The sequence below is a fragment of the Immundisolibacter sp. genome (genome assembly GCF_014359565.1).
Classification (GTDB): Bacteria; Pseudomonadota; Gammaproteobacteria; order Immundisolibacterales; family Immundisolibacteraceae; genus Immundisolibacter.
Genome location: NZ_JACIZD010000018.1, coordinates 1 through 13,618 on the forward strand (window position 1 = coordinate 1; position 13,618 = coordinate 13,618).

At 70.0% G+C, this 13,618-nt stretch carries 15 protein-coding genes; all 15 read right to left on the reverse strand.

What is annotated here, in order from left to right:
* Positions 1 to 183: 183 nt before the first annotated feature.
* The 15 genes from H5U26_RS13395 to H5U26_RS13465 all read right to left on the reverse strand — a co-directional run bounded on the left by H5U26_RS13395 (position 184) and on the right by H5U26_RS13465 (position 13,597).
* Entirely contained in the window at positions 184 to 999 is an 816-nt protein-coding gene (locus H5U26_RS13395) for a TIGR01458 family HAD-type hydrolase (RefSeq protein WP_290620531.1), read from the reverse strand.
* 75 nt (positions 1,000 to 1,074) lie between these two features.
* Positions 1,075 to 1,809: a sulfite exporter TauE/SafE family protein gene (locus H5U26_RS13400; protein ID WP_290620533.1), complete on the reverse strand. Its 735-nt coding sequence runs from the start codon at positions 1,807 to 1,809 to the stop codon at positions 1,075 to 1,077.
* A complete protein-coding gene (ccoS, locus tag H5U26_RS13405; RefSeq protein WP_290620535.1) occupies positions 1,790 to 1,978 on the reverse strand; it encodes a cbb3-type cytochrome oxidase assembly protein CcoS in 189 nt (62 codons plus the stop codon). The genes H5U26_RS13400 and ccoS overlap by 20 nt, the downstream gene beginning before the upstream one ends.
* Positions 1,979 to 1,987: 9 nt before the next feature.
* On the reverse strand, positions 1,988 to 4,426 hold the full coding sequence (locus tag H5U26_RS13410) for a heavy metal translocating P-type ATPase (protein WP_290620538.1): 2,439 nt from the start codon (positions 4,424 to 4,426) through the stop codon (positions 1,988 to 1,990).
* Complete coding sequence (locus tag H5U26_RS13415; RefSeq protein WP_290620540.1) at positions 4,423 to 4,929, reverse strand: FixH family protein; 507 nt, start codon at positions 4,927 to 4,929, stop codon at positions 4,423 to 4,425. Before H5U26_RS13415 ends, H5U26_RS13410 begins: the two co-directional genes overlap by 4 nt.
* Complete coding sequence (gene ccoG / locus H5U26_RS13420; RefSeq protein WP_290620542.1) at positions 4,922 to 6,301, reverse strand: cytochrome c oxidase accessory protein CcoG; 1,380 nt, start codon at positions 6,299 to 6,301, stop codon at positions 4,922 to 4,924. Before ccoG ends, H5U26_RS13415 begins: the two co-directional genes overlap by 8 nt.
* Complete coding sequence (locus tag H5U26_RS13425; RefSeq protein WP_290620544.1) at positions 6,294 to 6,599, reverse strand: hypothetical protein; 306 nt, start codon at positions 6,597 to 6,599, stop codon at positions 6,294 to 6,296. The genes ccoG and H5U26_RS13425 overlap by 8 nt, the downstream gene beginning before the upstream one ends.
* Positions 6,586 to 7,479, reverse strand: coding sequence for a cytochrome-c oxidase, cbb3-type subunit III (gene ccoP / locus H5U26_RS13430; RefSeq protein ID WP_290620545.1), 894 nt, complete (start codon positions 7,477 to 7,479; stop codon positions 6,586 to 6,588). Before ccoP ends, H5U26_RS13425 begins: the two co-directional genes overlap by 14 nt.
* Positions 7,476 to 7,640 carry a hypothetical protein gene (locus tag H5U26_RS13435; protein ID WP_290620547.1) on the reverse strand — a complete coding sequence of 55 codons (165 nt, stop codon included), beginning with the start codon at positions 7,638 to 7,640 and terminating at the stop codon, positions 7,476 to 7,478. Before H5U26_RS13435 ends, ccoP begins: the two co-directional genes overlap by 4 nt.
* The gene (gene ccoO, locus H5U26_RS13440) at positions 7,637 to 8,251 is read right to left on the reverse strand and encodes a cytochrome-c oxidase, cbb3-type subunit II (RefSeq protein WP_290620549.1); all 615 of its coding nucleotides are present in this window, start codon (positions 8,249 to 8,251) and stop codon (positions 7,637 to 7,639) included. The genes H5U26_RS13435 and ccoO overlap by 4 nt, the downstream gene beginning before the upstream one ends.
* A gap of 10 nt (positions 8,252 to 8,261) precedes the next feature.
* Positions 8,262 to 9,689 carry a cytochrome-c oxidase, cbb3-type subunit I gene (gene ccoN, locus H5U26_RS13445; protein ID WP_290620551.1) on the reverse strand — a complete coding sequence of 476 codons (1,428 nt, stop codon included), beginning with the start codon at positions 9,687 to 9,689 and terminating at the stop codon, positions 8,262 to 8,264.
* Between the two features lie 262 nt (positions 9,690 to 9,951).
* Positions 9,952 to 10,491 (reverse strand): NUDIX hydrolase, encoded by a 540-nt coding sequence (locus H5U26_RS13450; protein ID WP_290620553.1) that lies wholly within the window; start codon positions 10,489 to 10,491, stop codon positions 9,952 to 9,954.
* Between the two features lie 4 nt (positions 10,492 to 10,495).
* Positions 10,496 to 11,755, reverse strand: coding sequence for a Rieske 2Fe-2S domain-containing protein (locus H5U26_RS13455; RefSeq protein ID WP_290620555.1), 1,260 nt, complete (start codon positions 11,753 to 11,755; stop codon positions 10,496 to 10,498).
* 37 nt (positions 11,756 to 11,792) lie between these two features.
* On the reverse strand, positions 11,793 to 12,482 hold the full coding sequence (locus H5U26_RS13460) for a sulfotransferase family 2 domain-containing protein (protein WP_290620557.1): 690 nt from the start codon (positions 12,480 to 12,482) through the stop codon (positions 11,793 to 11,795).
* Positions 12,483 to 12,499: 17 nt separating this feature from the next.
* A complete protein-coding gene (locus tag H5U26_RS13465; RefSeq protein WP_290620559.1) occupies positions 12,500 to 13,597 on the reverse strand; it encodes a glycosyltransferase in 1,098 nt (365 codons plus the stop codon).
* Positions 13,598 to 13,618: the final 21 nt, after the last annotated feature.

Here is a 13,618-nt window from a genome sequence, read left to right on the forward strand (position 1 = left end):
AAAACCCAAAAACACGCCCCTGGCCCGATCCGTTCCACCTTACCTGTGCAGGCTCAGGCCGCAGGGCCACCGCCTCGGATACTGTTCGAACTGAAGATCAGGGTGATGGCCGGCGGCTTATCTGAATTACAGGTTCAACAGACCGCAGCGGTTCCTCAGCCTGTCCAGCCATCGCTCCGGGGATCAGCCGGAGAACGTTCCCCCAGGGGGAGGAGGAGCGTCAAGACGTAAGCGCTTCCCTTGATCGAGGCACAGGGTTTCGACGGCGGCGCCGATGTCGTCGGCCAGCCGGCCGCCCGCGGCCAGCCGCATGTCGTCCGCCGGCCGGTACTTGCCGGTACGCACCAGGATGCCGCCGAGGCCGGCGGCGAGCGCGCCGTTGACGTCGGCTTCGACGTCGTCACCGATCATGACCGCCTCGTCCGGGCTGCAGCCGAGCGGACGCAGCGCTGCCGCGAACAGGGCCGGTGCCGGCTTGCCCAGCAGTTCCGCGCTGACCCCGGCCGCATATTCCAGCGCCGCGACGAACGGTCCGGCGTCCAGCGACAGTCCGTCCGCTTCCTTGAAATAGCGGTTGCGACCCAACGCCAGCAGCGGCGCGCCGGCCATCAGCAGTCGAAACGCCTGATTGAGGCCGGCGTAGCTGAAGTGATCCCCGGCATCGCCCACCACCACGGCATTGGGTTGGTGCAGATCGAGCCCGTCGAAGTCCGGTGTGAGGCCAGGATGGATCAGCAGCAGCGGGCGCAGGCCGCGTTCGAGCAGCACCGTGCGCGCAGCGCTGGCCGGGGTCAGCAGCTCGTCAGTGGCCACATCCAGGCCCAGGCGCGCCAGTTCCAGCAGCAGCGCGGCGCGACTCTGGCGCGTGGTGTTGGTGACGAAACGCAGCGCCAGGCCGCTGGCGCGCAGCCGGGCCAGGGCATGCTGCGCGCCGGGTAGCAGGCGCGTGCCCTCGTAGAACACGCCGCCCAGGTCCAGCAGTACGGTACGCAGCTTCATCACGCAGGCCTCCGGCCAGCCCGGGCTGGCAGCGCGGGTTCCGCCCGCTGCGGCCTCCTTCTTCCCGATTCGATTCTAGTGGTGGTGACCGGTCGTGTGTGGCGCCGGCGGCGGCCCATCCGGATGGACATGGCCGGCATGGGGCAGGGCGCCGAGCACCGTCCACAGGCCGAAGCCCACCAGCAGGGCGCCGCTCAGGCGCCGTCCACGGCTGCCGCGCAGGTGGCGCAGCAGCCCGGCTGCGGTACCGCCGGCCAGCAGGATCGCCGGCAGCGTGCCAAGGCCGAAGCCGGCCATGACCAGGGCGCCGTTGCCCGGGCTGCCGCTGGCCAGCGCCAGGGCCAGCATGCTGTACACCAGGCCGCATGGCAGCCAGCCCCACAGCGCGCCGACCGCCAGCGCCGCCAGCGGTCCGCGCGGCGGCAGCAGGCCGCCTAGGGCCGGCGTCAGGCGCGTCCACAGGCGGGCACCCAGGGCTTCGATTCGCAGCAGGCCGCGCCAGCGCAGGGCGAGCGTCAGACCCACCGCCACCAGCAGCGCGCCGAACACGATCCGCAGGGCCAGTCCCAGCCGCAGCAGGTCCAGGCCCCGGCCGAGCAGCGCGCCGCCGCCGCCGGCCAGCGCGCCGGCCAGGCTGTAGCTCAGCACCCGGCCGGTGCTCAGCAGCAGGGCGGTCAGCGGCGCCGGTCCGCGGCCGGCGCCGGCCAGTGCGGCGCTGATGCCGCCGCACATGGCCAGGCAGTGGCCGCTGCCGGCCAGACCCGCCAGCAGCGCCGCGGCGAAACCGAGTTCAGGGCCGGGGCTGATCATCGTTCGGTGGCCCGGATCGGGGTGGCTGGGTCTCGTCGTCGTGCAGGATGCGCCACGCCGGGCTGTCCAGATCATCGAACTGGCCGCTGCGCATGGCCCAGAAGAACACCGCCACGGCGATGCCCACCAGCAGCAGGGTAACCGGAACCAGGAAGAACAGGCTTTCCATCGGGCGCGGCTAGGCCAGCCGGGGCTCGGCCTGTGCGAGCGTGTTTGCGCGCGGTGAGCGCAGCAGGCGCAGGCTGTTGCCGACCACCAGTGCCGAACTGGCGGACATGCCAAGCGCCGCCAGCCAGGGCGGCACCAGGCCGGCGGCCGCCAGCGGGATGGCGAGCAGGTTGTAGACCGCCGCCCAGGCGAGGTTCTGGCGCACCACGGCCAGCGTGCGCCGGGCGGTGTCGATGCCGTCCAGCAGTGGTGCCAGACGCTCGCCCAGCAGCAGCAGATCGGCTTGCGAGTGCGCCAGCGCGGCGCCGCTGGCCAGCGCCACCGATACGTCCGCGCCGGCCAGTATCGGCGCGTCGTTGACACCGTCGCCGACCATCAGCACCACCTCGCCGCGCTGCTGGCGGGCGCGGATGGCGGCCAGTTTCTGCTGCGGCGTCTGGCGCGCCTGCCAGTCGCGCACGCCAAGGCGCCCGGCCACGGCCGCCACGGCGGGCGCGGCATCGCCGCTCGAAATGGCCGGCGCCAGCCCGCGCCGGGCGAGCGCAGCCAGTGTGTCGGCCGCGTCGGTGCGCAGCGGATCGCTGAGCAGGAACAGCGCCACCAGCCGCTGGCCGTCGCCCAGACCCACCCAACTGCCGGCGCCGTGCTCGCGTTCCAGCGCGTCGACGGCGGCTGTCTGTCCCGGGCCACCGGCGAACTCGGGCGTGCCCAGGTGCCAGGTCCGGCCGTCCACCTGGCCACGCACGCCGCCGGCCGTCACCGGCTCCACCTGCGCGGCGGTGAGCCCGCCGGCGTGGGGCAGAAAGGCGCACGCGTAGGGATGGCTCGAACCGACTTCCAGCGCCGCGGCGACGGCCAGGTGCTGCTCGATCGGCGTGCCGTCCAGGCTGCGGCTGGCGGCGATTTGCGGCCGGCCGGCGGTGAGTGTGCCGGTCTTGTCGAGCAGCACGCTGCGCACGCGCGTCAGGTTTTCGAGCGCCGCGCCGCGGGTGACCAGCAAGCCGCGCCGCGCCAGGCCGGCAGCGGCGGCAGCGAAGGCCGTAGGCGTGGCCAGCGCCAGCGCGCAGGGGCAGGACACCACCAGTACCGCCAGCGTGTTGGCCAGCCAGCGCGTCGGTTCGACCTGCCACCAGTACTGGCCGGTTGCCGCAGCCGCCAGCAAAACCAGCCCGATGAAGCCGCTCGCCAAACGGTCGGCGAGCAGCGCCAGCGGCGGCCGGTCGGCCTGTGCGCGCTGCAGCAGGCGGGCGATCTGCGACACCTGCGTGGCCGTGCCGACGCGCTGCAGTTCCACCGTCACCGGTGGCCCGAGGTTGACGCTGCCGCCGATCAACGCCTCGCCGGCCGTGCGCCGCCGCGGCTCGGACTCGCCGGTCAGCAGAGCCTCATCGACCTGCGTGGCGCCTTCGAGCAGCAGCCCGTCGGCCGGGATCACCTCGCCGCTGCCGACCAGCACCCGGTCGCCGGGCGCCAGTTCGCTCACCGCCACCGGCGTCGGACCGTCGGCGCCCAGGCGCAGCACGCTGGCCGGCAGCATGGCCGCCAGTGCCTCGCCGACGCTGCGCACGCGGCCGCGGGCGTCGGCCTCGAACCAGCGGCTCACCGACAGGAAGAACACGAACATGACCACCGAGTCGAAGTACACCTCGGCGCCGCCCGTCAGGGTGATCCAAACGCTGGCGCCGCCGGCCAGGGTGAGCGCAATCGCCACCGGCAGGTCCATGCCCGGCCGGCCGTGGCGCAGGCCGCGCCAGGCACCCAGAAAGAACGGCGTGCCGGCATACAGCAGCACCGGCAGCGCCACCAGCATGCTGATCAGGCGCAGGAAGTCGCGCATGGCCGGCTCCAGCGTGTCGCCGGCCAGGTAAAAGGCGAAGGCGAAGCTCGACACCTGCATCATGCCAAGGCCGGCCACCAGCAGCCGCTTGAGCGCGCTGTGGCGCTCGCGCGTGGCGGCGGCGCGGGCGTCGGCGGCAATGGGGTGCGGCCGGTAGCCGAGCGCGGCCAGCGTCCCCAGCAGTTCGGACAACTTGAGCTCGGCCGGGCGCCAGGCGAGCTGCACGCGGCCGGTGGCGGGGCTCACGCGCACCTCGCAGACGCCCGGCAGGCGCATGAGCTGGCTTTCGATCAGCCAAGCACAGGCCGCGCAGCGCAGGCCCTCGACCACGAAGCCGGCCTCGGCGCGCTCGGCCGAGACCTGATGCACGAAGGTGGCCTGCGCCTGCGGGCGGTCGAAGGCGGTCCATGCGTCGGCAGCAGCGGGCTCGGCGGGGCGCAGCGCCGGGGCGGTGCGAAAGCGGTAGTAGTCGGCATGGCCGCTGCTCAGGATCAGCTGCGCCACGGCCCGGCAGCCAGGGCAGCACACCGGTCGCGGCGCGCCATCGACGGTGACGGTCAAATCCAGGCCCGGCGGCACCGGCTCGCTGCAGTGAAAGCAGGCGAGGCTCACCGCGGCGCCAGTTGCAGCTCGCCGGCGTTTGCCGGCAGCTCGCCGCGCAGGCGCCAGCCTTGATCCGGCGATGCGATTTCCACGTGATGGCGGATCGCATCGAGCCGGCCCAGATTGCCGGTGTAGCGGTCATCGTCTCCGGGAGTGAGGCGGATTTGCCGGTCGCCGGTGGCGTCGGTCGGGTGAATGAGCCTCAGTTCGACGGCCTGCGCCGGTACGCCGCGGATGCTCAGTTCCACCGTACCGCTGGGGGCATCGACCCGCAGCGTGGCCGTGACACCCAGCGCAAGGGCCCGCCGGTCGCGTGACTGGTCGAGGTCGAAGGCGCGGCCGATGCGGGCGTAATCGTCGACCACCAGCGAATCGGCGTTGCGCACGGCGATCGCCACCGTCAGCAGGCCACCGATGACGGCCGCGATGGGTGGGGCTGCCACCAGCCAGAACCAGCGGTTGCGGTACCAGGGCGTCGGTCCGATCGCGCTGGCAGCCGGGCGCTCAGTCATCTTCCACCGGCCCCAGGAAGCGCACCTCATGCTGGGCCGATACGCCGCTGGCACCCGTCACCGTCAGGGTGAGCGTGCTCACCCGCCGGTGGATGGCGTCCTCGGGTACGCGGATGCGGGTCGGCACCACGGCCACGCCGCCGGGCGGCAGTTCGAATTCTGGCGGATCGGTCTCGATCACCGCTCCCGGCAGGCCGGCGATGGCTGCCCGGTAGCGCTGGCTGACGGCGGATTTGTTGACCACCTTGAGCGTGTAGACGTTCTCGATCTGGTCGTCGCCGACCTCCCGGTACAGCCGGCCGCGGTCGGCGATCAGGTCCACGTTCAGCGGCGTGCGTAGCGCCACGGCAGTGCCAAGGCCCACCAGCAGGGCAGTCAGCAGCAGCCCGTAGATGACGATGCGCGGGCGCAGCACGTGCGTCTTGCCGCCCTCGATGGCCGCTTCGGTCGCATAGCGGATCAGGCCGCGCGGGTAGCCGACGCGGTCCATGACCGAGTCGCAGGCATCGATGCAGGCGGCGCAGCCGATGCATTCGTATTGCAGGCCATCGCGGATGTCGATGCCGGTCGGGCAGACCTGCACGCACAGCGTGCAGTCCACGCAGTCGCCCAGGCCGCGCTGGCGCGGATCGACGCCGCGCGGCCGGCCGCCGCGTGGCTCGCCGCGCTTCTCGTCGTAGGTGATGATCAGCGTGTCCTTGTCGAACATGGCGCTCTGGAAGCGCGCGTAGGGACACATGTAAATGCACACATTCTCGCGCAGGAAGCCGGCGTTGCCGTAGGTGGCGAAGCCATAGAACAGGCCCCAGAACAGCTCCCAGCCGCCCAGGTTGAACTGCGTCAGTTCCTGCCACAGCTCGGTGCGCGGGGTGAAGAAGCTGACGAAGGTAAAACCGGTGAACAGGGAAAAGGCGATCCACAGCGTGTGCTTGGCGGTCTTGCGCAGGACCTTCTCGGTCGTCCACGGACCCTTGTCGAGCTTCATGCGCCGGGCGCGGTCGCCCTCCACCCAGCGCTCCATCCACAGGAAGGTCTCCGTCCACACCGTCTGCGGGCAGGCATAGCCGCACCACAGGCGGCCGGCCATGGCGGTAAAAAAGAACAGCGTCAGCGCGGCGCAGATCAGCAGCAGGGTCAGGAAAAAGAAATCCTGCGGCAGGAACAGCAGGCCGAAGACGTGGAACTGGCGTGCCGGCAGGTCGAACAGCACCGCCTGGCGGCCGTCCCAGGACAGCCACGGCAGGCCATAGAACAGCCCCAGCAGGGCCAGCACGGCGAGTTTGCGCAGGCGCTGGAAGCGGCCGTCGATCTCGCGCGGGTAAGCCTTGGGGCGGGAGGCGTAGAACGCTTCCGCGGCGGCGGGTTCAGGCATGCGGCGATTTGACCTTCTGTTTGGGCGGTTCGAGCAGCACCACGGTGGTGAAGCTCGACAGGGCGGTCACCGTCCAGAACATGAAAAAGCCGACCGTGTAGCCGACTTCACGGCTGATCTGCCAGTCCGGAAAGCTCGCCAGGCGCAGGCCCTCCGGATCGACATTGGCAAAGAACACCGCGGTCGCCACTGCCGCGGTCAGGAACGACGGCCACAGCACGGCGCCCAGCCGGTGCAGCCAGCCGTGCGGGCGCAGGTGCTCGGCGTCGACGACGAAGTTCTGGTCAGGGCTGTTCATGCGACAGGCTATAGACGTAGGCCGCCAGCACGTGGATGCGCTCGGCGCCGAGCAGGTCTTTCTGGGCCGGCATCACGCCCTGGCGACCGTCGCGGATGCTGGTCTGGATGATCTGCTCGCTGCCGCCGTACAGCCAGTAATCGTCCGTGAGATCCGGTGCGCCGAGCATGGGATTGCCCTTGCCCTCGGGCCCATGGCAGGCGATGCAGAAGGTCTGGTATTTCTCCTGGCCGGCCGCGATCAGTGCCGGGTCGCCCGCGTGACCGCCGAGGCTGCGTACATAGGCGGCGACGGCCTTCACCCCATCCTCGCCCAGTGTCGCGCCCCACGGCATCATCATGGCCATGCGGCCCTGGGTGATGGTCTGCTCGATCTGCTCCGGGCTGCCGCCCCAGTGCCAGATGTTGTCGGCCAGGTTCGGAAAGCCGCGGCTGCCGTGGCCGTCGGCGCCGTGGCAGACCGCGCAGTTGGTGACGAACAAGCGCCGGCCGGTGGCCATGGCGGCCGGATCCTTGGCCAATTCGGGAATGGGCAGGGCGGCGTATTTGGCGAACAGCGGCGCTACATCGCGCTCGACCGCTGCGACTTCGGCCTCGTAGGCACCGACCTGGGTCCAGCCGAGCAGGCCCTTGAAGTTGCCAAGGCCCGGGTAGAGCAGCAGATAGCCCAGCGCGAACACGATGGTGATATAGAACAGACCCAGCCACCAGCGCGGCATGGGGTTGTTGTATTCCTTCAGGCCGTCCCACTCGTGACCGGTGGTGTCGGAGGCGGCAGCCTCGCCGGGGCGTTTTTTCGCCGTCCAGCGGATCAGCCACAGGCAGGCCAGGATGTTGGCCAGCGACAACACGGTGACATACCAGCTCCAGGCGCTGCTCATCGCATATCCTCCTTGCGCAGCGGTTTGTCGTCGTCCTGCAGTGGCAGGCGCGCCATGGCGTCGAAGGTGTCGCGCGGCCGGGTGTAAAGCCACAGCGCGCCGCCCACGAACAGCACCAGCACCAAGCCCGTGAACAGGCCCCAGGCCACGGCGGCGCTCATCGGCCCGCTCCAGGTGGCAGCGCCTTGCCCAGGCCCTGCAGGTAGACGATCAGGGCGTCGAGTTCGGTCTTGCCGGCCACGGCAGCCGGCGCGCCCTGGATGTCGGCGTCGGTGTAGGGATCGCCCAGGCGTTTGAGCGCCTGCATGTGGCGCTGCACCGTGGCGCCGTCCACGGCTTTCTTTTCCAGCCAGACAAAGGCCGGCATGTTCGACTCGGGCACCACGTCGCGCGGGTTGCGCAGATGTACTCGGTGCCAGTCGTCGCTGTAGCGCCCACCGACCCGCGCCAGATCCGGCCCGGTGCGCTTGCTGCCCCACTGGAACGGCCGGTCATAGACGAACTCGCCGGCTACCGAGTAGTGGCCGTAGCGCTCGGTTTCGGCGCGAAACGGCCGGATCATCTGCGTGTGGCACAGGTAGCAGCCCTCGCGCACGTACACGTCCCGCCCGGCCAGGGCCAGCGGCGGGTAGGGCGTGACGCCCTGGATCGGCTGCGTGACCTTGGCGCTGAACATCAGCGGCACGATCTGCACCAGCCCGCCGATGCTGATGACGACGGCAATCAGCACCGCCAGCAGGCCGACGTTCTTTTCGACGACTTCGTGGTTCATCGGTGGCTCCTCAGGCGGCAGCGGTGGCGGGCTGGCCGGCCAATGCCGGCGGTCGCACCGTGCGCCACAGGTTGTAGACCATGATGAACATGCCCGACAGCACCATCGCGCCGCCCATGAAGCGCACCAGGTAGTACGGCTTGGTGGCCGCCAGCGCCTCGACGAAGCTGTAGGTGAGCGTGCCGTCGGCATTGACTGCCCGCCACATCAGGCCCTGCATCACCCCGGCGATCCACATGGCGGCCACGTACAGCACCACGCCGATGGTGGCCACCCAGAAGTGCCATTCGACCAGGCGCGTGCTGTACACCCGCTCCTTGCCGAACAGCTTGGGGATCAGCGCGTACATGGCGCCCAGCGAGATGAAGGCAACCCAGCCGATGCCGCCCGAGTGCACATGGCCGATGGTCCAGTCGGTGTTGTGTGACAGGGCGTTGACGGTCTTGATCGACATCATCGGCCCCTCGAAGGTCGACATGCCGTAGAACGAGATGGCCACGATCATGAAGCGCAGGATGGGGTCGGTGCGCAGCTTGTCCCAGGCGCCGGACAGGGTCATGACGCCGTTGATCATGCCGCCCCAGGAGGGCGCCAGCAGGATCAGCGAGAACGCCATGCCCAGCGACTGCGCCCACTCCGGCAGCGCGGAATAGTGCAGGTGGTGCGGGCCGGCCCACATGTAGGTGGAGATCAGCGCCCAGAAGTGCACCACCGACAGCCGGTACGAGTACACCGGCCGCTGCGCCTGCTTGGGCACGAAGTAATACATCATCCCCAGAAAGCCGGCGGTCAGGAAAAAGCCGACCGCGTTGTGGCCGTACCACCACTGCACCATGGCATCCACGGCGCCGCTGTAGATGGGGTAGGACTTGGTCAGTCCGGCCGGGATTTCCAGGCTGTTGATCACGTGCAGCACGGCGATGGTCAGGATGTAGGCGCCGTAGAACCAGTTGGCGACGTAGATGTGGCGGATGCGCCGGCGCGCGATGGTGCCGAAGAACACCACCGCGTAACTGACCCACACCAGCGTGATCAGGATGTCGATCGGCCACTCCAGCTCGGCGTATTCCTTGCTCGTGGTGATGCCCAGCGGCAGCGTCACGGCGGCCGCCACGATCACCGCCTGCCAGCCCCAGAAGGTGAATGCCGCCAGGCGCTCGAACGCCAGTCGCACGCCACAGGTGCGTTGCACCACGTAATAACTGGTGGCAAACAGCGCCGAGCCGCCGAAGGCGAAGATCACCGCGTTGGTGTGCAGCGGGCGCAGCCGGCCATAGCTGAGGTAAGGCAGGCCCATGTTGAGGTCCGGCCAGATCAGCTCGGCGGCGATGAGCACCCCCACCAGCATGCCGACCACGCCCCACACCACGGTCATCACGGCGAATTGCCGCACGACCTTGTCGTTGTATTCGACTGCGCTGCTTGCGCCTGCCTGCATGGCCTCACCTATGTGGTTCGAATCGGATACGCGCCATTGTGCTGCACCGCAAAAGGCCGGCGTTGATCCAAGTCAGATGGCCGCAGCGTGAACGCCCGTTCTGCTTGGCGGCGCTGAATGAGTCCATCCTGGATTTTTCGGTGCCCGCGACGCAAAGGCCTTGTGCGCAGCTTTGCTGCGCGACCTGCCCGTGCGCGGTGCGCAGGCCCGATGATCGCCCGGCGCAGCCGGGCTCCTTGGCGGTGATCGCCTTGGCGGGGTCTTACCCCGGCGGTGGCCCGAGCACGTTCATGTGCAGGCCAAACGCGCCGCGGCGCCGGTCGTCGAAGTAGTGCTGCAGGGCTTCGCGTACGCTGCGGAATGACAGCTCCTGCCAGGGGATGTTTTCTTCGGCGAACAGGGCCACTTCCAGGCTTTCCTCGCCGGCCGCCCAGCGCGGTTCGCGCAGGTCGGCCAGGTACAGCATGTGCACCTGGCCGATGTGTGGCACGTCGATCATGCTGAACAGGGGGCCGATGTCGACCTCGATGCAGGCTTCCTCAGCCGCCTCGCGGGCAGCGCCTTCGGCCGTGCCTTCGCCCAGTTCCAGGAAGCCGGCCGGCAGGGTCCAGCGCCCGTAGGCGGGTTCTATGGCGCGCCGGCACAGCAGGATCTGGCCTTGCCACTGCGGGATGCAGCCCACGATCAGGCGCGGGTTCTGGTAGTGGACGGTGTCGCAGGCCGGGCACACGTGGCGCTGGCGGTTGTCGCCGGGCGGGACGCGCAGCTCGACCGGCCCGCCGCAGTGGCTGCAATGCCGCATGCGTTCAGAAGCCCATGAGGTCGCGGTAGCCCTGCCAGAAGCCGCGGATGGAGTTCTCGTCGGTGCCGCTGATGTCGTACAGGTTTTCGGTGCCCGAGCCGCCCATTTCGACGAAGGACTGCTGGTTGCTGCCGTCCGATACCGAGCGCTGGATGATCTCGCCGGCTTCGGCGTCTTCCATGGCGATCAGTCCGGCCGGGCCCAGCATGTTGGCCTGGCGCAGGCGGTGCTGGCGCAGTTCCGGCGTGTCGTCGGTGTAGCCGAAGTAGGTCCAGAACAGCTCGAACTGGTCCACGGCGGTGGGGCGGATCTGGCGCACGGCCATGCCGTTCTGGATGTGCTGGAACACGCTGTTGGGGAACAGGGACTCGATGGTGATGCAGATGTCGTCGCCGCGCTCGTTGATGTAGCGCAGGAACTGCGGGGCTTCCAGGGCGTCCTGGCCGCCCTGGATGGTGCGCGTGGTGTTCTGCTTGTAGGTGTCCATGTTCTCCTTGCCGGACGGCTGCCAGACCGTGAACAGGTTGTGGTAGCGCGCCTCGTTCATTTCGATGGACACCTTTTGCGCCGGGCGGGCGATGCCGAAGGTGGGATAGAACAGGTGCAGCAGCATGGCGTGGTAGGAGTCGCGCGTGTTCTCGGCGTACAGCTTCCAGTTGGCGTGCACGTACTGGCGGCTGTAGCCCAGGATTTCGATCGGTTTGGTCATTACCCGGTCGATGTTGGCCAGCATGGTGTCGCCAAGATACGTCTCGAAGTCCGGGCCGTGCTCGGCGAAGCTCGCGAACACCACGCCGCGCCGGCTGGCCACGCGCAGGCGCTGCAGGCCGTGCTGACGCATGTCGAAATCGGCCGGGTAGCCGCCCTTGCCGCCCAGGCCCTTGCGAAACGGCACGCCGATCAGGCCGCCGGCGGCGTCGTAGGCCCACTGGTGATACACGCAGGTGTGGGTCGGCGTGTTGCCGCGCAGGTCCCGGCACACCAGCGCGCCGCGGTGGGCGCAGCGGTTGACCCAGGCGTGCAGGGCGCCGGTGTCATCGCGCGTGACCACCACCGGCGTGTCGCCGATGAAGGTGGACACGTAGTCGCCAGCATTGGGCAATTCGGCTTCCAGCGCGACGTAGTTCCAGGTCGGGCCGCGGAAGATGCGCTCCTGCTCCAGGGCGTAGATGGCCGGGTCGGTGAACACCGCGTAGGGCACGCGGCGCAGGCCTTCGGCAGGCCAGGCAAAGGGCAGGGCGGGCAGGGTGCTGGGGGCGTTCATGGTTGTTTCTCCTTCGGGTGCGGCGGTCTGGCGCACTCTAAGCCGGCCGCTTGGCACCGACAAGCGCGGCCGGGTCGTCGAAGGCATAGCCGAAGCGGGCGATGTCGGCGGCGAAATGCGCGGCCACCCACCGGGCCGTTTCCTCCGTGTAGTAGCGCCGGTAGTCGCTGCGCTCGCGCGCCTGACGCCGGTGTGGCAGCGGCGGCGGATGGACGCCGATGCGCTGGCACACGTGCGCGAAGTCCTGCTCCAGGCGCTCGTAGCGGCCGATGAAGTCCACGATCAGCTGGCCGTGCTGGTCGGTGACGTAATCGGCCTGCGGCGTGATCGAGGTGTCGAGGTGGTACTGCCAGGGCCGCTGCGGGTCCAGCTTGTAGCGCAGGAAATCGGCGAAGTCGGCGCAGCCGGCCACCAACTGCGGGCGCTCGCGGCGCAGGTGGTGCCAGGAGCTGACCTGCAGGTCCCACGGGTTGCGCACGAAGGCGAACTTGAACAGGCCGTCGTAGAACTCGCGCGGCAGCATTTCGCGCGCCGCGATGGCCGGCGCGTGGCGCGGGAACTTGATGCCCAGCGTGTGGCCGGACAGCGCGCTCATGCGGCTGCAGGCCCACAGCAGCGCCCGCCAGGGATCGCGCCGCCGGTACGGCGCCAGCGCCGCGCGCACGCTGGTGCCGCCTGTCTTGGCGATGTGGATGAACAAGAATCGGTGTCGGTAGCACAGCAGCATGGGTCAGGCCCTCCGGGTCAGCACCGTGGCGGCAGGCCGAGGGCCTGCAGGTACGCGGCGGCGGCCACATCCTGCCGGTAGTCCTGCACCGCCTGGCGCAGCGTGGCCGCCGGCAGCGGCGCCGCCAGCGTGGCGGCCATCGCCGCGCTCAGGGCAGGCGCATCGCCGACCGGCACCAGCGGCCCGTAGCGGCCATCGGCCAGCAGCTCGCGCGGACCGGACAGGCAGTCGGTCGCCACGCTGGGCACGCCCAGCGCCAGCGCCTCGGCGAGCGCATTGGGCGAGCCTTCCCAGCGCGAGCTGAGCACGAACAGGCGCGCCCGAGCCAGCCAGGCATGGGGATTGGCGACGAAGCCCGGCAGCAGCAGGTCATCGGCCACGCCGAGCGACGCGGCGAGCGCGGCGCACTCCGCCTGTCCGGCGCCTTCGCCGAGCAGCACCAGGCGCGCCGGCCGCTTGGCGCGCAGGCCGGCGAAGGCGCGCAGCAGGGTGGGGAAGTCCTTCTGGCTGGTGAAGCGGCCCATGCCGACGATGACCGGCGTGTCCTGCTCCAGCCACGGATGCGGGCAGGGCGCCTGCGCCTGGGCGGCGAGCCCGGGCGTCAGCACTGGGTTGCGGATCACCCGCACCCGCTGCGGGGAGAGGCCGAAACGCGGGATGAGGTCGTCGGCCATCGCCTGCGATACGACGATCACCGCCTCGGCGCGCCGGTACAGCGCGCCGCGCAGCCGATCGCCGACCGTGCGTCGCGCACCGCGCACGCCGCCCAGGTGCGTGCCCAGGCGCAGGCCCAGCGGCATCGATCGGCCGGCCAGCGCGCGTGCCAGCACGGCGGCGCGGTTGGCGCGGTCCTTGGCCGCCAGCAGCGCCGCCGGGGGTTCGCGGCGCAGGTAGCGGGCCAGCGCCGGCACGGCCGCCCAGGCATGGCCGCCCGGCAGCGGCAGGTGGCGCACGCCCGCCGGCAGCGCGGTCAGGTGGCGGCTGTCGCGGCGGATGGTCAGCAGGTCCACGCCGTAGCCGGCGTCGCGGATGCCGGCGGCCAGGTTCAGCAGCATGCGCTCGACGCCGCCGGCGCCGGAGAAGGACGCAAACAGGGCGACCCGGCCGGTGTTCATGACAAAGCCTTCATGCCAAGG